21 protein-coding genes are annotated in these 26,149 nt (G+C 53.6%); 10 read left to right on the top strand and 11 right to left on the bottom strand.

Translation table 11 applies throughout. From position 1 onward, the window contains the following. Positions 1–13: 13 nt before the first annotated feature. The 4 genes from bcsB to bcsO are packed head-to-tail and all read right to left on the bottom strand — an operon-like array spanning position 14 to position 5,984. Positions 14–2,458: a cellulose biosynthesis cyclic di-GMP-binding regulatory protein BcsB gene (gene bcsB, locus V2154_RS20820; protein WP_353503694.1), complete on the bottom strand. Its 2,445-nt coding sequence runs from the start codon at positions 2,456–2,458 to the stop codon at positions 14–16. Beyond that, entirely contained in the window at positions 2,455–4,554 is a 2,100-nt protein-coding gene (gene bcsA, locus V2154_RS20815) for a UDP-forming cellulose synthase catalytic subunit (RefSeq protein ID WP_353503693.1), read from the bottom strand. Before bcsA ends, bcsB begins: the two co-directional genes overlap by 4 nt. A gap of 30 nt (positions 4,555–4,584) precedes the next feature. After that, the gene (gene bcsQ, locus V2154_RS20810) at positions 4,585–5,388 is read right to left on the bottom strand and encodes a cellulose biosynthesis protein BcsQ (protein ID WP_353503692.1); all 804 of its coding nucleotides are present in this window, start codon (positions 5,386–5,388) and stop codon (positions 4,585–4,587) included. Next, positions 5,379–5,984: a cellulose biosynthesis protein BcsO gene (gene bcsO / locus V2154_RS20805; RefSeq protein WP_353503691.1), complete on the bottom strand. Its 606-nt coding sequence runs from the start codon at positions 5,982–5,984 to the stop codon at positions 5,379–5,381. The genes bcsQ and bcsO overlap by 10 nt, the downstream gene beginning before the upstream one ends. Positions 5,985–6,075: 91 nt before the next feature. Here bcsO and V2154_RS20800 point away from each other — a divergent pair. The 4 genes from V2154_RS20800 to V2154_RS20785 all read left to right on the top strand — a co-directional run bounded on the left by V2154_RS20800 (position 6,076) and on the right by V2154_RS20785 (position 12,776). After that, positions 6,076–6,773, top strand: a protein-coding gene (locus tag V2154_RS20800) for an IS1-like element IS1A family transposase (RefSeq protein WP_103215986.1) whose coding sequence is annotated in 2 segments (ribosomal slippage) — positions 6,076–6,325 and positions 6,325–6,773 — 699 coding nt in all. Because the reading frame shifts where the segments join, the coding sequence is not laid out codon by codon here. 574 nt (positions 6,774–7,347) lie between these two features. After that, positions 7,348–9,327, top strand: a complete 1,980-nt coding sequence (gene hmsP / locus V2154_RS20795; protein WP_353503690.1) for a biofilm formation regulator HmsP — start codon at positions 7,348–7,350, stop codon at positions 9,325–9,327. Positions 9,328–9,633: 306 nt separating this feature from the next. After that, positions 9,634–10,917, top strand: a complete 1,284-nt coding sequence (locus V2154_RS20790) for a dicarboxylate/amino acid:cation symporter (RefSeq protein ID WP_353503689.1) — start codon at positions 9,634–9,636, stop codon at positions 10,915–10,917. Between the two features lie 335 nt (positions 10,918–11,252). Beyond that, positions 11,253–12,776 (top strand): M16 family metallopeptidase, encoded by a 1,524-nt coding sequence (locus tag V2154_RS20785; protein WP_353503688.1) that lies wholly within the window; start codon positions 11,253–11,255, stop codon positions 12,774–12,776. Between the two features lie 726 nt (positions 12,777–13,502). Here V2154_RS20785 and kdgK read toward each other — a convergent pair. Further along, the gene (kdgK, locus tag V2154_RS20780; RefSeq protein ID WP_353503687.1) at positions 13,503–14,429 is read right to left on the bottom strand and encodes a 2-dehydro-3-deoxygluconokinase; all 927 of its coding nucleotides are present in this window, start codon (positions 14,427–14,429) and stop codon (positions 13,503–13,505) included. A gap of 216 nt (positions 14,430–14,645) precedes the next feature. Then, positions 14,646–14,888, bottom strand: a complete 243-nt coding sequence (locus V2154_RS20775) for a 2-hydroxymuconate tautomerase family protein (protein WP_485903062.1) — start codon at positions 14,886–14,888, stop codon at positions 14,646–14,648. Between the two features lie 229 nt (positions 14,889–15,117). On the opposite strand from V2154_RS20775, the gene pdeH reads away from it, so the two are divergent. The 3 genes from pdeH to V2154_RS20760 all read left to right on the top strand — a co-directional run bounded on the left by pdeH (position 15,118) and on the right by V2154_RS20760 (position 18,622). Further along, positions 15,118–15,894 (top strand): cyclic-guanylate-specific phosphodiesterase, encoded by a 777-nt coding sequence (gene pdeH, locus V2154_RS20770; RefSeq protein ID WP_353503686.1) that lies wholly within the window; start codon positions 15,118–15,120, stop codon positions 15,892–15,894. A gap of 106 nt (positions 15,895–16,000) precedes the next feature. Then, positions 16,001–18,064, top strand: a complete 2,064-nt coding sequence (locus V2154_RS20765) for an AsmA family protein (protein ID WP_353503685.1) — start codon at positions 16,001–16,003, stop codon at positions 18,062–18,064. A gap of 147 nt (positions 18,065–18,211) precedes the next feature. Next, entirely contained in the window at positions 18,212–18,622 is a 411-nt protein-coding gene (locus V2154_RS20760) for a helix-turn-helix domain-containing protein (protein ID WP_353503684.1), read from the top strand. A 5-nt stretch (positions 18,623–18,627) separates the two neighbouring features. On the opposite strand, the gene V2154_RS20755 is transcribed toward V2154_RS20760, so the two are convergent. From V2154_RS20755 to V2154_RS20740, 4 genes are all read right to left on the bottom strand, one after another. Further along, positions 18,628–19,401: a CDP-diacylglycerol diphosphatase gene (locus V2154_RS20755; protein ID WP_353503683.1), complete on the bottom strand. Its 774-nt coding sequence runs from the start codon at positions 19,399–19,401 to the stop codon at positions 18,628–18,630. Positions 19,402–19,452: 51 nt separating this feature from the next. Next, a complete protein-coding gene (locus V2154_RS20750) occupies positions 19,453–20,775 on the bottom strand; it encodes an MFS transporter (RefSeq protein ID WP_353503682.1) in 1,323 nt (440 codons plus the stop codon). A gap of 270 nt (positions 20,776–21,045) precedes the next feature. Then, complete coding sequence (gene yhjD / locus V2154_RS20745) at positions 21,046–22,062, bottom strand: inner membrane protein YhjD (protein ID WP_353503681.1); 1,017 nt, start codon at positions 22,060–22,062, stop codon at positions 21,046–21,048. A gap of 113 nt (positions 22,063–22,175) precedes the next feature. Beyond that, positions 22,176–23,075, bottom strand: a complete 900-nt coding sequence (locus V2154_RS20740) for a LysR family transcriptional regulator (RefSeq protein WP_353503680.1) — start codon at positions 23,073–23,075, stop codon at positions 22,176–22,178. Positions 23,076–23,201: 126 nt separating this feature from the next. On the opposite strand from V2154_RS20740, the gene V2154_RS20735 reads away from it, so the two are divergent. Continuing rightward, complete coding sequence (locus V2154_RS20735) at positions 23,202–23,960, top strand: SDR family NAD(P)-dependent oxidoreductase (protein WP_353503679.1); 759 nt, start codon at positions 23,202–23,204, stop codon at positions 23,958–23,960. Positions 23,961–23,974: 14 nt separating this feature from the next. Here V2154_RS20735 and V2154_RS20730 read toward each other — a convergent pair whose 3' ends face one another. Then, complete coding sequence (locus V2154_RS20730; RefSeq protein WP_353503678.1) at positions 23,975–24,718, bottom strand: flagellar brake protein; 744 nt, start codon at positions 24,716–24,718, stop codon at positions 23,975–23,977. Positions 24,719–24,941: 223 nt separating this feature from the next. Between V2154_RS20730 and V2154_RS20725 the strand changes: the two genes are divergently transcribed. Together V2154_RS20725 and V2154_RS20720 are read left to right on the top strand one after the other, a co-directional pair. Then, positions 24,942–25,523: a cytochrome b gene (locus tag V2154_RS20725; RefSeq protein WP_353503677.1), complete on the top strand. Its 582-nt coding sequence runs from the start codon at positions 24,942–24,944 to the stop codon at positions 25,521–25,523. A gap of 37 nt (positions 25,524–25,560) precedes the next feature. After that, positions 25,561–26,097: a tetratricopeptide repeat protein gene (locus V2154_RS20720; RefSeq protein ID WP_396131812.1), complete on the top strand. Its 537-nt coding sequence runs from the start codon at positions 25,561–25,563 to the stop codon at positions 26,095–26,097. The last annotated feature ends 52 nt before the right edge of the window (positions 26,098–26,149 follow it).

The following is a 26,149-nucleotide window of genomic DNA, read 5'->3' as shown; positions in this document are numbered from 1 at the left end:
GTTATTGTTATGTTCATTGCGTCGGCTTCTTACCCAGACGCTTCGCCGCGTGCCTTGCCAGCAGGACATACAGGCTGAGGCCAAGCAGCAGGGAGATACCCACGGTGATAAGCGACAAGATCACGATATGCGAGCTGGCGTACCAGATGACCATCATGTACCACGGCATCTGCCCGGCCGGGAACTGCTTGCCGACGGTGAAGCTGCGAATGCCGTTTTCATCCGTAACAATGGCTAAATCGCCGCGCACCCCGGCGTTAATCTTCGAGGATTTAAGGTCACTGTGGATTTTCAGCAGCTGCTGGTCATCGGTGCCGGTGGCAACCACCACCACGTGGGACGGCGACCAGGGCGAGCGATAACTGGCAAAGCCGCGCCACGCGCCCGTTGAAGAGAGATAACGGTCAGCATCCAGAGGCTGGCGATACCAGTCGCCGGTCAGGGCATCGAGCACGCTTTGCCACTGGCTCGGCGTTTTCACACTTAGCGAACTGTTGTTGATGACAAACGGCGAGTCGTGCAGCAATTGCTGATTAAACGGCGAATCTCCCAGCGTACTAATAGCCAAAATATTTCTATCAAACAGTGGGTTATCCTGCTCATTGCCTTTCAAACCAAAAGCCACTTCCACGTGATTTACCGGCACGCCCGTGGCATTGCCCGCGCGCGCCGCCATGTTCAGCAGGGTATGAACCTCCCCGGCCGACGGCGTTTCTGGCAGCAGCATCAGCGTGTCGGCGAAGTCAGCCTGTTTGGAGAAAGGGAAGGACGCGCCGACGAAGTAAGAGAGGTTCGGCAGCTGGGCAAAGTGGTAGCTGTTGCTCAGATCGATGTAAGAGTTGGGGTCGATGCGGCTCTTAATGTTGTCGCTGCTCGTGATGCTGCACGGCGCGTCTTTTTTCGGCTGAATGTCGAAGTAGAACGCCAGCTGGTTATCACCGTAAATCAGGTACGGCTGAAGCTGTAGGTTGTAGCTCTCCTGGCGACTGTCGAAGCCAATGCGCCGCCAGACGTTCTCCAGCAGGCCGACTTTATTCACCGTCAGATTGCGCAGGAAGGTGCCGTTAATCGACACATTGAGCTGCGAGTTATCTTCATCAATCCAGTTTTCCGTTGGGAAACGGTAATCGATTTTCACCGGAATGGTGTGCCCATCCCACATAAAGAGGTCCGGCGCGGCGCGGAACGGAACGTGGATTTCATTATGGTAAATGCCGGTGGCGGTCAGCGGATTTTGGTCACGGGCAACCAGTTCGCCCAGCGTGACCGGGCGCGTGGTGTCAATCCAGTGCGGCGCATCGTAAGGCTGGCGCGCCGGAATGGTCTGCTGGGTGACGTCGAGATATTCGGTATTGGCCGGAAGCGGGGCGCTAATCAGACGATAGGCGGCCTGGCGCAGTTGGTTTTCGTCATTGCCGGTGATCAGCAGCAGTTTGTAGACCGGATTGTTTGGGTTATCAATTAGTTGAATGCGCGGCCCCTGACTGACAGGCAGCGTTAGCGAGCCGATTTTATCCCCCGGCTTGCCAAAGATAATGCCACTTTGCTGGGGTAAATCATTCAGCACCACCGGAAAATCCACGCCGCGATAGTCTGACAACACGCCCAAATAGGAGGCGACCATCGCCGCCGCGCTGACATCCTGCGGCTGTAGCGACGAGGTGAAAGCCATCGGCACGATGGATTCTTGCATCTGCAGGGCGTCGAAGAACGGGCGCGGGAACTTGCCGAGGTCGCGGCCGATATTCAGCTGCTGGCCTTCCAGATTGAGATGCGAGGTAGGCAGCACTTGGACCCAATACTTGTCCGACTGGTCCTTCTCACAGGCCATGGTGTTGTTGTCATGCACGCGGAAGCTGAGGTTGTTGCGCGACACCACCATGGCTGACGGAATATCCAGCTCGAACAGGTCGCCGGCGCTGCTCTCTTCACTCAGCGGCAGGCTGCCCAGCGGCTGGCCGTTGAGCATCAGCTCTAGCGTGGTATTGCGGGCAATCAGCGCCGGGGAGATTTTCAAAGCCAGTGAAAGCTTGGCGTTGGTTATCACCTGATCGGTCGGCAGGGTGAAAATAATCCCCGACTGTAGCTGACCGCCGCTCAGGGTTAAGCCGTTTTTCTGGCCCATATCGGCCACGCTGATGCTGTTGGCGAAGGGCTGAACCATGGCCGCAGGCGCTGTTTCTACCTGAGCTGGCGTGACTTCGACGGGCGCAGGAGCGGTTTCAACAGGTGCAGGGACGTCCGGCAGCGGCGTCGCGGTTTCCACGGCGGATGCCGCCGGTGCGGGTGGCATCCACGAGGGGGCCGCAGGCAGGGCGCTGGCGTCAGCGTTGGCGGCCGGCGGGGCCTCTTCCGCGTTGGTTTGGGCCAGCGGCAGCATGCCTAAGGCCAGCAGCACGCCTTGAGATACTCGGCGATAGAACCCAGAAGCTGTTGATTTATGAGGTAATGACTTCATGCTGCCTCACTCTTAGTGGCTGATTTTTGCAGCTTGTTTTTGGCGCGGCGCTCGCGCCAGGTGCCGAAGAACAGGTCAAAGACGCAACGCACAATGCCAAATAGCGAGTGCAGTGGGCGGTCTTGCGGGTATTCATCGCCAATCCACGCATCGGCGCGCGACAGCACCACGCGCACCAGCTCACGGCGTTTGTCCAGCGGCAGATTTTCAAATTGCAGGCGGATACGGTCTTTATTGGCGCTGATTTGGCTGACCGGGAAGCTCTCTGCGCCCGAGGCCAGCTGGATTTCCACCTCTTCAATCTCTTCATTGATATAACGCTCGTCCGGCGTCACCAACTGCACGCCGCCCATCGACATATCAATGGTTTGGGTGCGCAGGGAGATGCCATTGGCGTAGTGAATAATGGCCGGAATGGCGGCTTCGACGCGAATGGTTTTGCGCACCTGACGCGTCTCTTTCGCCACGGCGATGGCCGCCAGCAGGATCAGCACGCTAAAGCTGCCCCACGCCACGTTAAGCGCGATGACGCTCGGATCGACATCAAAATAGTTGTGGAACACCACGCGAATAAGCCCCCAGCCGATGCCCATCAGCATCAGAGTCAGCGCGATGATGTGCGGCTTAACGATGTGGAAATCGAAGAAGCCGTTGTCGAGCAGCCCGCCTTTGTCCGTTACGTTGAATTTGCCTCTTTTCGGCGAAACCAGCGTCAGCAGGGTAGGGATAATCAGGTGGAAGGCCATGACGGTGTCATACACCTCGCCCCAGAAGGAGTAGCGGAATTTGCCGTTAAGCCGCGAGTTCATATAAATCGACATCACCAAATGCGGCAGGGCGTAGGCAAAAATCAGGCTCGAAGAAGAGGCAATGATATTTAGGTTGAACAGCAGGAAGGCGATCGGCGCGGTCAGGAACACCACGCGCGGCAAACCGGACTGGAAGCTTATCATCGCGTTCAGGTAGCACAGGCGCTGTGGGAAGGTCAGCCCGCGACCAAACAATGGATTATCCATGCGCAGGATTTGCGTCATGCCGCGCGCCCAGCGGGTACGCTGGATGACGTGCAGGCCCAGTCGCTCGGTGGCTAAGCCAGCGGCCAGCGGAATAGCCAAGAAGGCCGACTTCCAGCCCAGACGCTGCATTTTCAGCGCGGTATGGGCATCTTCGGTGACGGTTTCTACGGCAAAGCCGCCAATTTCATCCAGCGCGCTGCGGCGAATAACCGCGCAGGAGCCGCAGAAGAAGGTGGCGTTCCAGTTGTCATTTCCTTTCTGAATTGGGCCGTAAAACAGCGAGCCTTCTTTGGGAATATTGCGGCCAATTGACAGGTTGCGCTCGAAAGGGTCGGGGGAGTAGAAATAGTGCGGAGTCTGCACCAGCGCCAATTTTTCGTCTTTCAGGAAACCGCCCACGGTGGCCTGTAAAAAGACCCGGGTCGCCACGTGGTCGCAGTCGAAAATACAAATAAGCTCGCCACGGGTTAATTTCATCGCATTATTTAAATTGCCGGCTTTGGCATGGGCATTATTATTACGGGTGATATAACCCACGCCGACGTCGGCGGCGAACACCGCAAATTCATCGCGCTTGCCGTCATCCAAAAGATAAATTTTCAGCTTATCCTGTGGATAATCAATGCATTGTGCCGCCAGCACGGTATCGCGCACCACGTCCAAACTTTCGTTATAACTCGGGATATAAATATCCACCGTCGGCCATAACGACATGTCGGCAGGCAGAGGTTCGATGGGGCGATTTAATGGCCACATGGTCTGTAAATAGGCCAGCATTAAGACCACCCAGACATAAATATCCGCTAGGAATAGGCCCAGGCCCAAAATGGTTTCAATAGTGGAGTTGAAATGCAGGGTTTCAGTGGCCCGATAGTAGATATATCGGGTGGACATCAGTACCGACAGAATGACCAGCACAATAGAAATGCGGCGGTGTTTGATTCGACCCAGAATAAATAACAGGCCGATACTGATTAAGCCAAAAATATACTGTTTCTGGCTATCCATAGGGGTAATGATAATAACTGCCGCAACGGGCAGTAAAAGAAGTACGAGCAGGGAGAATAGGAATTTATTCATCGCTTTTAGGATCGCTTTCTGCTGGAGCTATTAATAATTATCTGGTTTTGGAGAGGCATGTAATTCCCCATCACCGACTTTGATCCCTAAAATAGCGGCGACTTTTTTGCTGATCAGTTCAATATCAAAGGCCGAAGCCGATACCGGGCTGAAATCAATAATCGATCGCTGCGAGGCATTGGCCTCTGGCACGCATTCATCCCTGTGGATGGTGCCTAACAAGCGTTCATTCAAACGCTGCTCGAAGAATTGGGTGACGTCGCGGCTTAGTGTCCGGCGATTGTCACTTTGATTCACAACGTAATACTCACCTTTTTTATTATTCAAAGGTGTGCCAATCAGCCGATTTTTTTCCATCAAAGGTAATAACGACAGCGACGCCGTGTCCGCCAGCATCACCACCACGTGGAGATCGGCCAGCGCCTGCACGGCTTTCAACGCCGGGCTTGGGCCGGGAGGGAAATCAGCAATAATCACCAAGCCTGGATAGTTCAGCACGGTATTCAGACCGCGCTGCAGGAAGTGGGGATCGAGGGTTAACTGCTGCTCGAACTCCATCCGCTGCTCTTCGGTGACTTCTCCGTAAGGCAGCACGAAAGTGTTTGAACCGGCTTTGAGGATAAACTGGCTCCAGTCGGATTCATTCCCTGAGCCAGCGACAAAGCCGCGTGTGTCAGAGATGGGCACGCCAAAGTGCAGGCGCAGGGCGTTCTGTACGTCGAAATCGATAACCAGCACTTTGCTGCCGCTGCGAGCAAGTGAATACGCCAGATTCGACGCGACCGTGGTTTTACCGACCCCGCCTTTTGGGGAACACACACAAACTAACGGCATGAGGCAATCATCTCTAACAAGGGTTGAAGCGGCGTGTCGCGAGGCAGAGTGTTCTCCTCGCGCTGCGGCGCTTTTTGTTTAAACATTTGGCGAAATTGGCTGCCTGCCTCTTTATGCTGTGTGGCAGCCGCAGGGGCTTGGCTGGCAGCGAAAGGTGAGGCGGCCTGAGGTGCAAGCGGTTGCGCGACCGGCGGCGCGGCATCAGGCTCCGGCAGGGCGGCGCGCAGCGTGTCCAGAATATTCATTTCTGCGGGGACAATCGACGAGCTAACGATGTCGGGCGAGACATTTTTAGGCTCGGTTTTAGCATTGGTAATGCTCACGGAGATCGGAGACGGGATCTCGGTTTTATGCGCGGCGGGTGCAAGGTTTTTGAACTCTTCCCGGTTCACCGGCTGTGGCGTGGGCTGGGTGGTTCGGCCATTGTCCAGCGCCCCCTGAGGCTCATCGCCAGAGGAAATCTGCTTAATCAATGTCCATTTATTCATCGAGCTGGTAATGCCATTGCCCATCGACTTTGCATTTATTTCTTTATAATCAATGTCTTCTGTTTTTGATTTTTCCATGAAACGCTTAATGTCGTCATAATTATTCATATATTTTGCCTGATAGGAATTTTGTTATAAGAGGTAGGTGATGCTGCCAACTTACTGATTTAGTGTATGATGGTGTTTTTGAGGTGCTCCAGTGGCTTCTGTTTCTATCAGCTGTCCCTCCTGTTCAGCTACTGACGGGGTGGTGCGTAACGGCAAAAGCACCGCCGGACATCAGCGCTATCTCTGCTCTCACTGCCGTAAAACATGGCAACTGCAGTTCACTTACACCGCTTCTCAACCCGGCACGCACCAGAAAATCATTGATATGGCCATGAATGGCGTTGGATGCCGGGCAACTGCCCGCATTATGGGCGTTGGCCTCAACACGATTTTACGTCACTTAAAAAACTCAGGCCGCAGTCGGTAACCTCGCGCATACAGCCGGGCAGTGACGTCATCGTCTGCGCGGAAATGGACGAACAGTGGGGCTATGTCGGGGCTAAATCGCGCCAGCGCTGGCTGTTTTACGCGTATGACAGGCTCCGGAAGACGGTTGTTGCGCACGTATTCGGTGAACGCACTATGGCGACGCTGGGGCGTCTTATGAGCCTGCTGTCACCCTTTGACGTGGTGATATGGATGACGGATGGCTGGCCGCTGTATGAATCCCGCCTGAAGGGAAAGCTGCACGTAATCAGCAAGCGATATACGCAGCGAATTGAGCGGCATAACCTGAATCTGAGGCAGCACCTGGCACGGCTGGGACGGAAGTCGCTGTCGTTCTCAAAATCGGTGGAGCTGCATGACAAAGTCATCGGGCATTATCTGAACATAAAACACTATCAATAAGTTGGAGTCATTACCTAAGAGGTATTAGGCGTAAGACTTCCCTGCTTAAAGCCACTATTTTCAGAATGTCTTAGTTAAAATCTAGATTATTTATGACGTAGGAATAATCTTAATGTAACAGTTATCGTACAGTTTGAACCAGTATTTACGAAAAATATGCATCTGCCTCAAACATGTCGATTTCAAAGTAACTCAATGTTAAACAGTGAGTTAGGCGTGTTCTGCTATTGTTTGCTGCTGAACCATTCATTCATCTCGTTTTTCACTGCCTATATAGCACACTAACCCCTTTGGTATCCCCCGCGTTAGACTAATAGCCGATTTTGCTCACGTTATTAGCCGCCGCATGGCTAAGGCGATTAATATTAACTATTTATAATAGGGATACCATGAACCCTTCAGGGATTAAGTCACTATTATTCTTTGATATAAAAAGAGAATTTTAATGCATAAAACCCTCGCTTAAGGCATGAGAAAGGGGGCTTATCAGGTATACTGCGCCAAGCTATTGTTCCCCCGTTTGCACTGTTAGGATAGGCGGGTTGATCAGGTTGGCAAGTCATGGAGAATTAGGTTGCGGGTCAGGCGTTCATTAACCATTAAACAGATGGCGGCGGTATCCACCGTTGCGGTGATCACTATCTGTATTTTTATCCTCATCCAACTGTTTCACTTTGTGCAGCAGCGGAGGGAGGATTACGCCCAACAGCTTGAAAATATTGCGCATTCAGTGAGAAAGCCGCTTTCTCAGGCGGTGCTTGATGTCAACCTGAATGAAACACAAGACATTCTCAATACCCTGCGTCCGGTAGGTATTCTCAGCCGCGCTGACGTGGTGATGCCCAATGAAATTGCCGCGCTGCATACTAATTTCCCCGCGGGCCGCCCCGTGCCTGAATGGATCACTCGCGGTTTTAACCTGCCGGTGAAGATTTCCGTGCCGCTCTATTCGGCGGCGGCCAGCCCGAAAGATCCCAAACCTTTAGCGTATTTAGTGCTGCAAGCCGACTCCTATCGGATGTACCAGTTCATCATCAGCGCGCTCTCCACCATGCTGACGACTTATCTCTTGCTGGCGCTGATTTTGACTATTTCTGTGAGCTGGTGCGTGAATCGTCTGGTGGTAAAACCCTTGCGGGCCATTGCGCGAGAGTTGGAATCCCTGCCTGAAAACGAAATTTGCAGCCATCAGCTGGCTCTGCCCCCACGCCACGAGGATGATGAGTTTGGTATGCTGATCCGCAGTTATAACCGCAATCAGCAGCATCTGCTTAAAATGCAGCAGAAGATGCAGGACATCACCTCGACGACCGACAGCTCGTTAAACAATGAAGCGCAGTTTATGGCGCAATTGCAGATGCGGCTGAACGCCACGACGAAGGAGAAAGATTTCCATCTGCTGCTGATTGGTATTGAAAGCCTGCGCGACGATGGCCATCTGAGCTGCCCGCTGATTAACGCTATTATTGACGTGCTGCCTGCCAACTGCGTGCTGGCAAGGCTGAGTTACAACGAGCTGGCCTTGCTGGCGAGTGACATTCCCCGCCCTTTTATGGCGATGCGGCTGGCGCGCCATATTATGGAGCGCATCAATGCCCCGCAGCAGAGCGATGTCACGCCGCTGGCGCTGCACCCGACGGGCAGTATCGGCATTGTGCATTATGATGGTGAAGCGCCAGTGACCGCCACGCAGTTGATGGCGAATGCCCGCGCGGCGCGCGTTTCCGCCTACCAACAAGGCAAAAATCAGATTCTGTTCTTCGAGCCAGAGCTGACCGACCGAATTCAAAAACGGCTATTACAGGAAAACGAAATCCTGCACGCCGTCGGCCAAAACGACTTCATCCTGTTTATTCAGCCCCAGTTCAATATGCAGACCGGCAAAGTGATGGGGGCCGAAGCCCTGCTGCGGCGCAGAATGGTGGACGGCAGTTATGGGCTGGAGAGTGATTTCATCGTGCTGGCGGAAGAAATAGGCGTGATGGGGCTGTTGGGTTATAAAGTGCTGGAATTAGGCTGCGGCATTTTGGCGGATTGGCAGCAGAGGGGAATTACTCTGCCGCTGTCGGTTAACCTGTCTGGAATTCAAATCCAGCAGCGAAATTTCTTACCTGAACTGCGCAGTTTGCTCAGCCGTTATAAAATCAATCCGGGCCAACTGGTGTTAGAAATCACCGAAACGGCGCGCATTGAGGATTTGGATCGCGCTTTAATCCTGTTAAGTGAATTGCGCGCCGCCGGCGTCTCTATTGAGCTGGATGATTTTGGCCTGGGCTATTCCGGGCTGGAGTATCTTAATCGCCTGCGCAGCTTGCCAATTGATGTCATCAAAATCGACCGCAGCTTTATCAACGTGCTGCCAGAGGATGATGTGATGGTGAACATTGTGGCTTCCATCGGTAAAGCCATGGATATTCAACTGATTGCCGAAGGCGTCGAAACCAACGAGCAGCGCCAATGGCTGCTGGAAAACAATATTATCTTTGGTCAGGGTTATTATTTCTCTCCCCCATTGCCGCAAGCTGAATTCGAAAGTAAGTTTTGCGGGAAATAACTTTAGTTTTAAAACTAAAGTTAGCGCGAGTTATTTATCTCCAATAAATGCCTCCCTTCTTTTAATAGCAAAAATAGCGTTAAGGTTTTAGTGACTTCCCCCCGTGGGGCAACAGTTCTTATGTATTTTCTCGCCTATTACTTTTTAACTGAATCGTTTCAGCTCTTATTTTAAAACAAAGATAATTACAAAGCGGAACAAGTTATTTCCATCTTGTTATGGCGGTGTTATTTTTCCGCCTATCAATTTTGAGCGGTAGCCTTGGTATTTATCACGGCTGTTGTATCTATACAGGGTGGGCAATAAATGAAAAAAAGTCTCTTTAAAAGCCTCTATTTCCAGGTATTAACGGCAATTACGCTGGGCGTGTTGCTTGGGCATTTCTATCCGGATCTAGGCGCACAGATGAAGCCGTTAGGTGACGGCTTTGTTAAATTAATCAAGATGATCATCGCTCCGGTGATTTTCTGTACCGTGGTGACCGGCATTGCCGGAATGGAAAGCATGAAAGCCGTGGGCCGCACTGGCGCCATTGCTCTGCTCTATTTCGAAATCGTCAGCACCATCGCGCTGATTATTGGTCTGGTGATCGTCAACATCGTCCAGCCGGGCGCGGGCATGAACGTTGATCCCGCCGCGCTGGACGCCAAAGCCGTCGCGGTGTACGCGGAACAAGCGCAGAGTCAGGGGATCATTCCTTTCCTGTTAGACATTATTCCGGGTAGCGTGATTGGTGCCTTTGCCAGCGGTAACATCCTGCAAGTGCTGATGTTTGCTGTACTGTTCGGCTTCGCGCTGCACCGTCTGGGTGACAAAGGCCAACTGGTCTTCAACTTCATCGACAGCTTCTCAAAAGTCATTTTCGGCATCATCAACATGATCATGCGCCTTGCTCCACTGGGTGCATTCGGCGCGATGGCCTTTACCATTGGTAAATATGGCGTTGGCTCTCTGGTGCAGCTGGGCCAGCTTATTCTCTGCTTCTACCTGACCTGCGTGCTGTTTGTGGTAGTGGTGCTGGGGCTGATTGCGCGCTTCACCGGCTTTAGCATCTTCAAATTTATCAGCTATATAAAAGAAGAGTTGCTGATCGTTCTCGGCACCTCCTCGTCTGAATCCGTTCTGCCACGCATGTTGAATAAAATGGAGCGCCTTGGCTGTAAGAAGTCAGTGGTGGGTCTGGTTATCCCAACCGGCTACTCCTTCAACCTTGATGGCACCTCGATTTACCTGACCATGGCGGCGGTGTTTATTGCTCAGGCAACCAATACCCACATGGATATCTGGCACCAAATCACCCTGTTGGTGGTGCTGCTGCTCTCCTCTAAAGGTGCGGCGGGCGTGACCGGCAGTGGCTTCATTGTTCTGGCAGCAACCCTGTCAGCAGTCGGCCACCTACCGGTTGCCGGCCTGGCGCTGATTCTGGGTATCGACCGTTTCATGTCCGAAGCGCGCGCCTTGACCAATCTGGTGGGTAACGGTGTTGCCACTATCGTGGTCGCCAAATGGTGTGACCAACTGGATGAAGGTCAATTGAACGCCGAGCTGTCCGGTAAAAATAACGAGCTTGCGGCGGGGAAAACGGTCTAATCGGATCCGTTCTTCTTAAAAGTTGATTAGAAGTTGTAAAAAGGCAGGTTGGATCACTCCAAACCTGCCTTTTTCATGCTTAATTTCCCTATAAATCCAACGGTTGCTTGATGTAACCCTAAGATTATCTTCATAATGTGCATCCCCGATGTCCCTGCGGCAGTTTTTTCTTAAAAATTTTCATGTGAACGGTGACATCGGCGAAAACGTGCGGTCTAACACAGTGCTAAACTTTGCCGTCTTCGTTTCAACACATCGATATCCTGTGGGCCAGTCGTCAGACACCGGCAGGACAGACAAATTGAAAATTGGATTGTCATTACGTAGGGGTTCACATGCAGGGCACCAAAATTCGTTTACTCGTTGGTGGATTGCTGCTGGCAGTTGCCGCAAGCAATGTTCAGGCTGAGGCGCTACAACCCGACCCAGCCTGGCAACAGGGTAAATTAGACAATGGTTTTACCTGGCAGATGCTGGCAACGCCGCAACGCCCAAGCGATCGCATTGAATTACGTCTTATTGTCCGTACCGGCTCTTTAGCCGAATCAAGCCAGCAAACTGGCTTCGCGCATTTCCTTCCTCGTATCGCCTTAACGCATTCCGAAGGGTTTACCAGCGCACAATTACAGTCTTTCTGGCAACAGGCTATCAGCACCGTAAGACCTCTTCCGCCAGCCGTCTCTTCTTATGATTTCACCATGTACAACATCAGCTTGCCAAACGGCCGTGCTGATCTGCTGAAAGAAGCCCTGTCATGGTTGGCGTCAACCGCCGGTCAGTTGCCTATCACTCCAGATACTGTTAGCGACGGCGCGCGCATTTCCCCTGATCCCGTGGGCTCGATCCCGATGGATACTCAGGATGCCTGGTGGCGTTATCGCCTGAAAGGTTCAACATTATTAGGTCATGACCCAAGCCAGCCTCCGGCACATCCGGTCGATGCCAAGGCGCTGAGCCAGTTCTATCATCAGTGGTACACCCCGGACGCCATGACGCTGTACGTGGTGGGGAATGTTGATAGCAGCCGCAACCTCAGCGAGCAGATCAATAAAACCTTCTCCAAGCTGAAGGGCACTCGCGAGACGCCGCAGACACTACCAACGCTCGCCAGCCTGCCGCCAAAAGCCATGACGCTGATGGATGACTCCATCACGCAGGATAAGCTGTCGCTATTGTGGGATACGCCGTGGCAGCCGATCCAAGACTCACAGGCATTGAGCACTTACTGGCGCAGCGATTTAGCGCGGGAAGCCTTGTTCTGGCATTTACAGCAGGCGTTGAAAACCTCGCCTGACGGTAAAGAGTCAAAAGCCAGCGCCGATATGCCGGTGCCTAACTTAAGTTTCGACTGCCGCGTGCAATACCAGCGCGCCCAGTGTGCAATCCGCATGGACGCCGCCCAAGACAAGATGCTTGATTCGCTGAAGCACCTGTCACAAGAGCTGCTCAAAGTGCGCGATACCGGACTGTCACAGGCCGAGTTTGATGCCTTGATTGCGCAGAAGAACGATCAGCTCAGCAAGCTGTTTGCGACTTATGCCCGCACCGACACTGACGTGCTCATGAGCCAACGCCTGCGTTCCCAGCAGAATGGCGTGGTGGATATCGCTCCAGAGCAATATCAGAAACTGCGTCAGGAGTTCCTCTCTTCCCTGACCCTGCCGGTATTGAATCAGGAGCTGAAACAGCAGCTTTCTCGCGACCCGGCCTTGTTGCTGGTCCAGCCGAAAGGCGAGCCAGAGATGAGCGTCAAGCTGTTGCAGGAAACCTACGATCAAATCATGGTTCCTGCTGTAGCCCCTGAGGCGGCACCTGCCGATGCGGCGAGTAATGCCGCGGGGGCGGTGCAGGGGCAATAAAGTTTTAGAGGGGGCTTCGGCCCCTGTTCCCCAAAACCGTGGGCTCGCCGCCCACACTGGCCTTAAGGTCAAAACCGTGCGCTGCCGCCACACCGGCCTCAAGGGGCGCCTATCGCCGCGCCCCTTGAGAATCCCCGGCTCTTTACTGCACGCTCCGCTCGCTGGGCGGACATGTTTCAGGTACTTCCGTTATCCACCGCAAAATGTCGCCGCTTAGGCGGTGCCTTCGCTTCAGGCTTCGAGCCCTAGGTCTCGAACCGTTCGCTCAGCGCCATTTTTGACTGCGGTTTTGAGGTATTTCAACCGTGCCGTTTCATTGAAGTGCTGCTCTGTTCCTCCCCCTAATTAGGGGAGGGAGCAAGTCAAAACCCAATGAAACGGCACGGCGTAAATGCCAGTAAGCCACGTTCAGAAGTGACGCCGAGGGAGTGGTTCGAGACCTATGGCTCGAAGCCCGAACTGAGGGAACCGCCTAAGCGGCGGCATTTCGTGGCGATCACTGGGGCGGCTGAAACAGGTCCATTCCAACCCTGCGCAGCCTCGGTAACACAGCAACAAAAGCGCGGGAGTCCAGAGGGCGCGCGCTTACGCGCCTTCTGGGCCAGTTTGCGTGGCAACGCAAGGTTTTGGCGGTGTGGCGGCAGCGCACGGTTTTGACCTTAAAGGCCAGTTTGCGTGGCAACGCAAGGTTTTAACCTTCCCCTAAAACTTTTTACCCAGCTTTTTTCAAAAAGCCACATCCCCCGGAATAATAGCCCCGCGATATTGGATAACCGTGCTGGCCGTCTTGTGGCCGCGAATGGCGGCTTCTTCTGGGCTGCCGCCGTTCAGGCGGACGGCGAGATAGCCGGCGCTGAAGGAGTCTCCGGCGGCGGTGGTGTCGATGACTTTCTCTTTTGGCAGCTTCACCGCCGGCACGTCATACAGCTTGCCGTCGGAGGCGGAGACGATGCAGCTCTCTGCGCCGCGCTTGATCACCACTTCGCTGACGCCGAGCGCGTGAGTGCGGGCGATAACTTCGTCATACGGCTTCGCGCCCCACAGCATGTCTTCGTCATCCAGCGTCAGGAAGGCGATGTCGGTGCAAGAGAGCATCGCGTTATAAGCTGACTGGGTTTGCTCTTTGCTGGCCCACAGGCGTGGGCGGTAATTGTTATCGAAAATGACTTTGCCGCCGCGTGAGCGGCAAGCTTGCAATAAAGTCATCAGTCGCTCGCGGCTTTTATCGTTAAGAATAGCGAGGCTGATGCCGCTGAGGTAAATGTAATCAAATTCAGCCAGTTGCTGACAGATCTCGGCGGACTTCGGGCTGTCGAGCCAGTAACGCGCGGCGGCGTCATTACGCCAGTAATAGAAGGTACGCTCGCCCGTTTCATCAGTTTCAATCACATATAAACCCGGTAGTTTGTTATCGAGACGCTGGGTCAAATCAGTTTTCACCCCTTCCTGCTGCCATGCTGACAGCATCTCATTGCTGAAACTGTCCGTGCCCAATGCCGTGACGTACTGCACTTCCAGCGCGTCTGCGGGAACCTGGCGGGCGATATAAACCGAGGTGTTGAGCGTGTCGCCGCCAAAGCCGCGATGCAGGGAGGAGCCTTTCTGAGACAGTTCAATCATGCACTCGCCGATAACGGCAATTTTTCTGGTCATTGAAACGGGCCTTGTCTTAAGAGATGGAAGCGACTGTTTGGCGCAATCAAGCTGGCGAAATCATGCACGTAGTCTCTTCGCTGACGAGGGGGCAGTCAATACTATTAAAACGCAGTTTTACTTTTTTTCGAGGCGTCTCGAAGAAGTGAAAAATAGCCATTAAAAAAGCGAAAGCCGGAGAGCTTTCGCCGTTATCTTGGTGACGAGAAGTGAAGCTTATTTGGCTGCGTTGCGACGCTCGGTCACGCTCTGCCCGCCAATGCCCCAGTTGTCAGTGTCGATCTCGTCGATGATGACCGTGGTGGTGGCTGGGTTTTTATCGAGGGTATCCACCAATAATTGGGTAACGCCTTCAATTAGCGCCTTTTTTTGCTCAGCGGTGGCACCATCGCGGGTAATTTTAATATTCACGTAAGGCATGGCTTTCTCCATATTTATAAGCGTTGTTAAGTCATCAATGTAGAGCCTGAGAGGGGAGACGTCTAGCCTGATAGCGGGCTATTTTGTGCTGCTGCGCGCGGTAGCGGGCAAGGTGATTAAAGTTTCCTCCGGCGACGCCGATAGTTATCACTACGAAGTGGAAGCAGGGGGGCGGGCTGTCCGTAGAGCCACGCAAAGCATGTTGCCGCATGTGACCTGATTGGATGATTTTTATTTCTGGCAACAGAAAGTATGGCGGCATAAAAATATGATAACGAAGATGATGTTAGGTCTGATGATGCCAACATTTTCTGTCATCGAACGCGTCAGGGCACAGTCCTACTGGCGCCAATGTCAGAGGGTGTATCGCTTTCAGCCCATTTACCGCACGTCTGGAAAGTTACTGGGTATTGAATTACTTACCGGGATTTTCCATCCGTCGGCACCACAGAAATTTGTCTCGCCAGAAGAGTACTTTGTCGCCGTTGCGATAGGCAAACGTGTACAAATCGTTCAAGAACAACTCGATTTATTGCAGCAATGGCAGCAACTGTTTATCGAGCACGGCCTGCTTGCTTCCATTAACGTTGATGGGCAAGTGCTGGAGGCTTTGCAGTCCGATAGCGCCCTGAAGCGGCAGATCAATACCATGCCCTACGTGCGCTTCGAGTTAGTCGAAAGCGCTGAACACGCGCTGAGCATCCCACTTTCCAAAATTGAGCAATCAGACCGCCTGTGGCTCGATGATTTCGGTCAGGGCATCGCTAACTTCTCTTCCTTTACCACCTGGCATTACGAATACATCAAAATCGCGCGCGACCTGTTTATTCTGCTGCGCCAGAGTGAAGAGGGGTCGAGGCTATTTTTCACCCTTGTCACGCTGATGAATCGCTACAGTAAAGGGGTGATTATCGAAGGTGTCGAGACGGCGCAAGAGTGGGCGATGGTGCGTGAATCTGATGCGCTGGCGGCTCAGGGATACTACTTATCGCGGCCGAAAACCTTCGATCAACTCGATAAACTGCCTATACATTTCCCAGAATAATCACGTTCTGTCACGTTTTTCCCTCCCGTGCCGATTATGCAAGCTGCGGCAAACTCAACTATGGTTAGGTCTATGAATCAGTTAACTCTCTGATAGGAATAGACTAATGACGCGCACAGGTAAAGTGGTTAGCTGGGTGGTGGGGATCATCGTTATTTTATTGATTGCCATCGTGATTTTCATCTCGCTGTTTGACTGGAATCGCCTGAAACCCACCATCAATCAGAACGTCTCTGCCGAATTAAACCGCAGCTTTGCGATACGCGGAAACCTCGGCGTCGACTGGTCGCGTCAAAAAGATGAAGCAGGTTGGCGGGCCTGGGTGCCCTGGCCGCACGTGCATGCCGAAGATATTGTCTTAGGAAATCCTGAAGACGTACCGGGCGCCACCAAAGATGCACAAATGGTCACGCTGGCCCGCGTAGACGCCAGTCTGGCGCCGCTGGCCCTGCTGCATAAAGAAGTGCTTATTCCGCGTATTTGGCTCAAACAGCCGAATGCTTCGCTGATCCGCCTCGCCAACGGTAAAAATAACTGGACGTTTAATCTGGCGAACAGCGACACCAAAGATAAAGACCAGCCCGCCTCGCCGTGGTCCTTCACCCTTAATGACATCGTGTTTGACCGTGGGCAGATTGATTACAAAGACGCGCCGCTCAAGGCGGATTTCCGCGCGGTGATTGATCCCCTAGGCAAACCGCTGCCTTTCACCGAAGTGGTCGGCGAGAAGGGCGACAAGAAGACGGCGGATAAAGGCAAAACGCCAGATTACGTTTTCGGCTGGAAAGTGGACGGTAAGTACAACGGCGAGCCACTGTCGGGTAGCGGCAAAATCGGCGGCATGCTGGCGCTGAAAGATCCAGACTCCCGCTTCCCGCTGCAGGCTGATGTGCGTTCGGGCAACACCCGCGTTTCCGTCGCCGGGACACTGACCGACCCGATGAACCTTGGCGCTCTGGATTTGCGCCTTAAATTCTCCGGCCAGACGCTATCCGACCTCTACGGCCTGACGGGCGTGCTCTTGCCGCAGACTCCTTCCTATTCCACCGACGGCCATTTAACCGCGACGCTGCACGACAAAGATGGCGCGGTTTATCGCTATCAGAACTTCAATGGCCAGATTGGTGACAGTGATATTCACGGCTCGCTGACCTATCGCGCCAGTAAACCTCGCCCTAGCCTGAGCGGCAGTGTGGAATCCAAGCAGCTGCGCTTTGCTGACCTCGCGCCGCTGGTTGGTGCTGATTCCAACAAAGACAAGGTCAAGCGTGGCGAAACAACCCGTCAGCCTTCAGACAAAGTGCTGCCGGTTGAGAAGTTTGATACCAAGAGTTGGGACGTGATGGATGCTGACGTGAAGTTCAGCGCCAAACGCATTGAACACGGTAAGTCGCTGCCGCTGAGCGACCTGAGCACCCATCTTAAACTCAACAACGGCGTTATCCTGATGGATCCGCTGCGCTTTGGCGTGGCGGGCGGCAATCTCAACTCCACCGTGCGACTGGAGGGGGACAAGTCGCCAATGCGCGGCCGGGTGGATATGCATGCGCGCGGCTTGAAGCTGAAACAGCTGCTGCCGAACGTCCAGTCGATGGAGCGCAGTCTGGGTGATTTGAATGGTGATGCTACTTTGTCGGGCACCGGCAACTCGGTAGCCGCGCTGCTGGGCAGCAGTAACGGCGACATGAAGCTATTGATCAATGACGGGGTCATCAGCCGCAGCCTGATGGAGATCGTCGGCCTGAACGTCGGTAACTACGTAGTGGGTAAAATCTTCGGCGATGACGAAGTGGCTATCAACTGCGCGGCGGCCAATGTGAATATCAAAAATGGTTTGGTTTCGCCACGGCTGTTCGTCTTCGACACGGAAAATGCGGTGATCAACATTACCGGCACCACCAACATGGCAACCGAGCGTCTCGATTTAACCATCGATCCTGAGAGTAAGGGAGTTCGCGTGCTGACCCTGCGCTCGCCGCTCTACGTGCGCGGTACCTATAAAAGCCCGGATGCCGGTGTGAAACCCGGCCCGCTGATTGCTCGCGGTGCCGCCGCCGTCGCCCTCGGCGCGGTCGTTGCCCCAGCCGCCGCCCTGCTGGCGCTGATTTCCCCAAGTGATAATGAGCAAAACCAGTGCGGCCCAATCTTGCAGAAGATGAAAGAGAAGTAACAGCAACACTGGCATGCCCTTCTAAACCCTCTCTTATAGGAGAGGGTTTAATCAGTGCAAAAATCATGCAAATTGTTTATTTTATGGCTCGTTGTGATCTACAAATGCCACGGATTGCTTTACCCATTTACATCGAGGTAAAAAGAAATGATTAGCGACGCCATCAAAGCGACTGAAGAATTGGTTAACGCGGTACCTTTGCTCGGGCAGCACGCCAGCGAAAAGGACTATCGAGAAGCGTTGGAGCTGGTGGAGTATTTATTGATGAATAACCCACACAGCCCGCTGTTGGATATTGTCAGCAATAAAATCCGCGAATATGAAAATAGTCTGCCAGAGGTGGTTGCCTTCCGGGCTGAGATTGAAGCGCTGCCGAGCGGGGTTGCCGTGTTGGCGACGTTAATGGAGCAATATGGTCTGAAACAGACCGATTTTCAGGACGAGATTGGAGGCAAATCCCTCGTCTCTCGTATCCTGAGTGGTCAACGTCAGCTCACCGTTGACCACATTGATAAACTGGCAAAACGGTTTGAAATCTCACCCGCTCTGTTTATCTGACGTGATCAAGACTTCGGCACCGGATTCAGGACTGCGCAATCGTGGTCCTGAATCTCTTCGGTCGAGGCGTTGTTCATTTTGAGCAGGTTACGCTGGTTCGCCAGCAGCAGGAAATCCCCGCCAGACAGGCTCACCATCGCCATACCGAAATGCCCCATCTTCTCGCGGGCTTCCGGAACACCCTCGGCCAGCAGGCGGAAAGCTCCTTTTTGATTCAACTCGGCAGGCGCGACTTTGCGCACTAAGTAGGTGTGGCCAATCAGCTGATCCGGCAGCTCTTGCCAGCGATAACCTATCTGCCCGGCGTCTTTCACCAGCGTGTTTTTCACCTCTGGCAGCAGGCAGGAGATATGGATATGCAGCTGGTTTTGGGTGCGGCCATACTGCGAGTTAATGGCGAGCGAGACATTGCTGTCATCAATAGGTTTACCGTATTTATCCGCCATATAGTGCCGCGCTTCCCACGCCTGGCTGAAGTAGTTCGGCGTGGCGTCTTCCAGCAGCGCCGGGCTTTCCATGCCGGTGACTTTAGCCGTCGGCATCAGCAGGAATTGCAGCGGGCCGTTTCTGTCCTTCATCACCACAAAGCCTTGCTTTTCATCTACCTGAGAGCAGGGAGCGGGCTGCCCGTTGGCGCGCTGGTTGGGCACACACTTCTGGCTAATGATGTTCCACAGGGCATTTGGGTTGGATTTATTGGGCAGGAAAAACCATAAACCGGCGGCGATAATGACGGCCAAAATCACCAGCGGAATGAGGGAACGGCGAGTCAAACGCATGAGGGATAAGTCCTTAGAAAATCCCCGCACCGAGTGATGCGGGGGAATCAATCAGAGTGACTGGTCGCGAGTCTCTTTCGACAGCAGCAGCGCGATCAGGGTGATCAGCGCCATGGAAGCCAAATAGACGCCGACATAGAACAGGCCGTAGCGGGTTGCCAGCCAGGTCGCGATGTAAGGCGCAACCGATGCACCAAGAATCGATGCCACATTATAAGAGAATGACGCGCCGGTATAGCGAACTTCGGTCGGGAAGAGTTCTGGCAGCAGGGCGCCCATCGGGCCGAAGGTCAGCCCCATCATCACAAAGCCGCACAGCAGGAAAATCATTACCAGCGTCTGTGAACCCGAACCCAGCAGGGAAGGGAACAGCAGGGCAAAGACAATCATCAGCAGAGTAATGCAAATCATGGTTCTGCGACGGCCAAAGGAGTCCGCCAGCTGGCCGGCAATCGGCACCATCACGCCAAAACCAACCACGCCAATCATCAGCATCAGCAGGAAGTCATTACGGGTAATGCCCAAGCCCAGCGGCTTCGGCTGCGTGCCGTAACTCAATGAATAGACAGTCATAATGTAAAACAGGGTGTAAGTCGCCACCATGATGAACATGCCCAGTACGGTGGCTTTCAGGTGCTTGCTAAACAGGGTGCCGATAGGGATGCGAACCTGTTTTCCGGCCTTAGCAATTTTAGCGAACACCGGCGTTTCATGCAGAGAAACGCGGACATACAGGCCAATCAGTACCAGCACGGCGGAGAGCAGGAAAGGCACGCGCCAACCCCAGTCGATAAATTGCTGTTCAGTCAGTAACCACGACAGCAGCAGGAACATGCCGTTGGCGAAGAAGAAGCCAATCGGCGCGCCAAGCTGCGGGAAAGAGCCGTAAAGCGCGCGCTTCTTGGCTGGCGCATTCTCTGTCGCCAGCAGCGCCGCGCCGCCCCATTCACCACCCAGACCCAGGCCCTGACCAAAACGCGCCAGTGCCAGCAGCAGAGGAGCGAAAACGCCGATGCTGGCGTAGGTTGGCAGCAGGCCGATCACCACGGTTGAAATCCCCATGGTGAGCAGCGAGGCAACCAGCGTGGCTTTACGGCCAACGCGGTCGCCGAAGTGGCCGAACAGCGCCGAGCCAATTGGGCGAGCGATAAAGGCAATGGCGAAGGTCGCCAGAGACTGTAGCGTTGCCGCCGTTGGGTCACCCTGCGGGAAGAAGATATGCGGGAAAACGATCACCGCCGCCGTGGCGTAGATATAGAAGTCGAAAAATTCGATGGCCGTGCCGATCAGCGACGCAACGATGACTTTGCCGCGGGAGTTTTGGCTGACCAGGTGGGCGTCAGCTGCTAATTCTGGTGTGACTGAGGCTTGCATAAGCGATGATTCTTATTGTGATTGAAAGGATGGATGTTATGTAAAGAAATGTTTGCTAAAGGCATATTAAGCAGGGAATGTGACGTTTTCAACGCCAGAGGGCGGAGGGAGAACGGCGCAATTGCACCAAATGGGGGAATGTTTTCCATCTGAAGTGATATCAGGTTTATCTGTTCAATAAATGGATAAAGGTTAGAACAACTCACTGGTAAATGGCCAAATAAAATGCCAGACAACGAATATTGTCTGGCACGATATAAATCAGGGCACTTATTGAGCGGCGTTATGAGTCTCAGGCTGCTCGATTTCCTTATCCCCTTTGTATTGCGCGGTGGCGATCCAGGCGGCGACAAACAGCGTTAGCCGGGCGAAGAAGTAGAAGAAGGCCATCAGGCCGATAACCGAGCCGAAAGCCGCGCCGGAGGGCGAGCTTGCCAGCCGTGGCAAGGTCATGGTCATGACGAACTTGATCACTTCAAAGCCGATAGCTGCCAGCAAAGTGCCGCGCAGCAGGGCTTTTTTACGCGGCTTGTGGCGCGGCAGCATCCAAAATATCCACAGGAACAATAAATAGTTAGCCGCAATGGAAATCACCAGCGTGACCGAGGTCATCACCGGGCGAAGCCACTCAATGCCGCCAAGGCCTAAAGCATCAACAATCGATTTCTGCGCCGAACCGGCAATCGAGGTTAGCGACAGTGTGATGATCAGCGCCAGCACCAGGCCGGTCAGCGAGATGAAGTCGCGAATATAGCGCTTGTAAATCACCTCTTTATCCTGCGGATTGCGCTCCCACACGTCGCGGGACTGGGCGCGGATCGCTTCGCGCAGATTCCCCATCCAGCTAATCCCGGAATAAAGTGCAATCAGCAAACCGGATAGCCCCACCGCCGTGCGCTGCTGAATTGCCGTGTTGACGGTGTTTTTCAGCGTGCTGGCAAGGTTGGGATCGCTGATGCTGTTGACGATTTTGCCAATCAGTCGCGCCAGCAGGTCGGGGTTGGAGGCCAGAATGAAACCCACGGCGGCAAAGGACACCATCAAAATCGGGATCAGCGACAAAAAGGAGAAATAGGTAATAGCCGCGCCGAACTGGCTGCCGAGGCGATCGTTGAATCGCTCCGTGGCCCGCAGCAAATGGGCGACCCAGCCCCATGACTGGATGCGCGTCACCAGCTTCGAAGCCCGGGTAATATTTTTGTCCACAGCGTGATTGCCGGTTTTGATATTAATCAGTGGCTTAGCGTCTTCCTGTTCGAGCGTTTCTGGTTTATTGGTGGTTGGCATTAATCCACGGAGTCCTTATTTTTGAGATTTTCCATCAGTTTAGTATAGCTGCTCAATCGCGCCCGCTGCCGGGCCAATGGCTGATTGCTCAGCCACTGCTCAAGAGGCCGGCCCTATTTGAGATGGGCATGGGTGATTTCGGTCAGCCAATCCATGAACACTTTGGCTCGCCTGGAAAGATTCAGCCGATGGGGATAAACCAGTGAGATAGGCATTGGCGGCGCGTTGTACTGCGGCAAGATTTTGACTAATTGGCCCGTCTCAAGGTACTCGCGCATCCCCATCAGCGGCACCTGAATAATGCCTAAACCCGCCAGACAGGCGCTGGAGTAAGTCTGGGTGCTGTTGACCGTCACCGCGCCGCCGGTCTTCACAGAACGCAGCGTTTTGCCTTCTAAATATTCAAAGCTGGAAGTCCGCGCGCCCAGCGTCTGCTCGTAATGCACCATGGCGTGCTGGGATAAATCGTCCGGATGCAGCGGCGTGCCGTGGCGTTGGAGATAAGCCGGGCTGGCGCAATTTATCATGTTGAGTTGCCCGAGCGGGCGAGCGATCAGCCCCGAATCCTTCAGCGTGCCGACGCGGATCACGCAGTCAAAACCTTCGCGAATGACATCAACCCGGTGGTCGGTGCTGCTGAGTTCAATCTCGATGGCCGGGTAGCGGTTGAGGAATTCGCCCAGCTTTGGCAGCACAAAATCGCGCGCCATGGCGACCGACATATCTACCCGCAGGCGGCCGCTGATGGTCGCAGGGTTAGCCTGAAACAGGGTTTCCATCTCCTCGACGCTGGCCAGCAGCTCTTTGCAGCGGTCGTAATAGACCTGACCGTCCTGCGTCAGTTGCACCCGGCGGGTGGAGCGATGCAGCAGGCGCACGGCAAGTTGGCTTTCCAATTGCTGAATTAGCCGCGAGACGCTGGCCTTGGGAAGACTCAAACTTTCGGCGGCGCGAGTAAAACTGTTCAGCTCTGCGACGCGAACAAACACCTGCATCGATTGAATTTTATCCACATTTCCATCCATTGTTGTTTTATATGGAACAGTGAAACTCATTTACCCTTGTTTATCGTTATCCATTCTGCCAATAGACTCTATTTCATACAACGTGTACCCACGATATTCACTGCGGAGTCTACTATGAGCAATAAAATCGCGATCGTTACCGGCGCAAGCCGTGGTTTGGGCAAGAATGCAGTAGAAAAACTGGCAGATCAGGGCGTGGATGTGATTTTGACTTATCACAGCCAGCGTGAAGAAGCCGACAGCATTGTCCGCGCCGTGCAGGCCAAAGGAGGCAAAGCCGCGGCGTTGCAGCTGGATGTCGGCGACAGCACATCTTTTATCGCGTTTGCCGCGCAGGTGAAGACCCTGCTGGCGGATACCTGGCAGCGCGAAAGCTTTGATTTTCTGGTGAATAACGCAGGCGTTGGCAACCATTCTCTGTTCAGTGAAACAACCGAAGAACAGTTTGATTTAATGATGAATATTCATCTTAAAGGGCCGTTTTTCCTGACGCAAAAACTGCTGCCTTTGATGGCTGATGGTGGCCGTATATTGAATATTTCCAGTGGGCTAGCGCGTTTTGCTCTGCCGGGTTCTTCAGCCTACGCCATGATGAAAGGCGGTATTGAGGTCTTGACGCGTTATCAGGCTAAAGAGCTGGGCGCACGTGGGATAACGGCCAACGTTTTGGCTCCGGGAGCGATTGCCACTGACTTCAGCGGCGGTATAGTACGAGATAATCCTGACGTGAATAAATTTGTGGCATCCAACACCGCGCTGGGGCGCGTCGGCCTGCCGGATGATATCGGCCACATGGTGGCGCTGATGCTCAGTGACGCGGGTGGCTGGATGAACGCCCAACGCGTGGAAGCATCGGGCGGCATGTTCTTATAAGACTGATTGAGTCATTAATCGCGGAAGCGTTTCGCTTTCTGATGCTGCTGCTTTTCCAGCTCAAATATCGCCCGTTGCAGGTCGCGCTCCTGCGCGGGGGATAAATAAGGAAAACGGAAACTGAGCCGCTGGCTGGTGACCGTTTCTCCTTTACTGCTTACCGTTTGCCGGTCCATCGCGCTGATAAACTCCAAATCCAGTTTGAAAGAGCCAAACTCGGCTAATTCCACCAGAGAGTCTTTAATCACCGTGCCAGCTTCAATCGCCAGTGGCATCACTTTGTCGACGTGCAGGCCGATGCCTCCCAGCGAGATATCTTTCAGGCGAAAGCTGAAATCACTGGTGTCGGGGAATTTGCCGCGACAGACATAAGTCGGTTGCAGCGGAATATTGACGCGGAAATACTCGCGGCGCTGAATGAAATAGAGCTCCGGCGGGATTTCGCAGCTAAAGGTCGGCAGATTTTGCCAGCTGATTTCCTGCGCCTGTCCCGAGGTGAACTCGACTTTCGCTCCTGCCGGTTCCGCCACGAAATTCAGGGTTTGCGCCTCTTTTGCCAGCTGGTTGTCGTAATCACCACTGCCCAGATCAAACAGCAATTGGTTGGTATCCGGCAAAACGTCCAGAATTTTGCTGATAAATTGCCCGCGCCCGTGGGACACCATGACCAGCGTGTTGTTCTTCTTCAAATCACGCAGGACGGCCAAAATACCCAACTTATTGCGACGGACAAACTGCTCTTTAGATGCTTCGTTCACCAGCGATACCCCACCTGACAGTTTTTATGATTGTAATGGTTTTAATTTGACTTAAAGGATGTGCATAACGGTTATCGGCAGGCCTGATGGAAGCTTGATGCTTTTTTCTCTTTATTGCGAAATCGCCGCCAATACAAAAATCGAAAAAAATTTCTAAAACCATCGAATAAAAATCACCACTCAAGTGTTTACTGACAAATCGGACACTTATGGGCCTTTCTTTATGCAAAACACTTCAGCTCCAACGCTGCGCCGTCGCTATGACGGCCTGACGATCACTCTGCACTGGGCCACCGCGCTCATTGTTATCTTCATGTTTGCCAGCGCGCATATTTGGGAATTGCTGGATCGCGGCACCCCGCTGCGCAAAGGGCTGCAATCCGTGCATATCTCCGTGGGCATCCTGCTGGCGGTGATCATTATCGGACGTTTGCTGTGGCGCTTATTCACCGTGAGCACCGGCCGCAGCAAGCAGGAACCTATTGCCATGCCGACGGCGATGAAAGCCGCGTCGCACCTGACCCATCTGGTGCTCTATCTGCTGCTGATTTCGCAAATAGTGCTCGGCTTTTTATTCCGCTGGGCGCAGGCCGAGCCGTTCTACTTCTTCGGTTTATTCCCGATCCCCGACGTTTTCGATTTCGACAGCGTGATGCCGCGCACCTTCGGCATGCTGCATAACAACGTGGCGTGGGCACTGATTATTGTGGCCGGGGTGCATGCTCTGGCGGCGCTATTCCACCATTACGTCTTACGCGACGGCACGCTGCGTCGCATGCTACCGGGCAGCCACGGCCGCTCATAAGAAACAAAGCCAACACCTTGCTACTCAGGACCCTACAATGAAAAAAAATAATAATCTCACCACGCTCTCCGCCCTGTGCCTGTGCGCGGGCCTGTCGATGTTCTCAATCGCGGCCCACGCCATGGGCGATGACTCGGAGAAAACGCCGGACTGCCCGAAAGGTCAGGTTTATGACAGTAAAACCAAAAGCTGTATGGTAGAAAAAGGCAGTAAGATTTCCGATCAGGATAAGACCCAATATGCTTATCATCTGGCAAAAACCGGTCGCTTCCAGGAAGCCTTAAATTTGCTCGATACGCTGCAACAGCCCAACACCCGCGAAGCCTGGAATTATCGCGGCTATGCCACGCGTAAATTGGGGCGCACGGATGAAGGGATCGGCTATTATCAGCGTTCCATCGCGCTCGACGGGCATTACGCCAAAGTGCGTGAATACCTTGGCGAAGCGTACATGATCAAAGGCCGTCCGGACTTGGCTAAGGCGCAGCTCGCCACGATTAAAGGGATTTGCGGCACCGGCTGTGAAGAGTATCGCGACCTGAATGCCGCGATCGAGGGCCACCCGGAATCATAAAATCGATTGACCACGAGGTAGTGAAAAATCACATCCACCGAGATCCGGCATG

This window comes from Ewingella sp. CoE-038-23 (assembly GCF_040419245.1).
Classification (GTDB): domain Bacteria; phylum Pseudomonadota; class Gammaproteobacteria; order Enterobacterales; family Enterobacteriaceae; genus Ewingella; species Ewingella allii.
The sequence above is the reverse complement of the archived record's forward strand: the minus strand, read 5'-3'. Positions and strand labels throughout refer to the sequence as shown.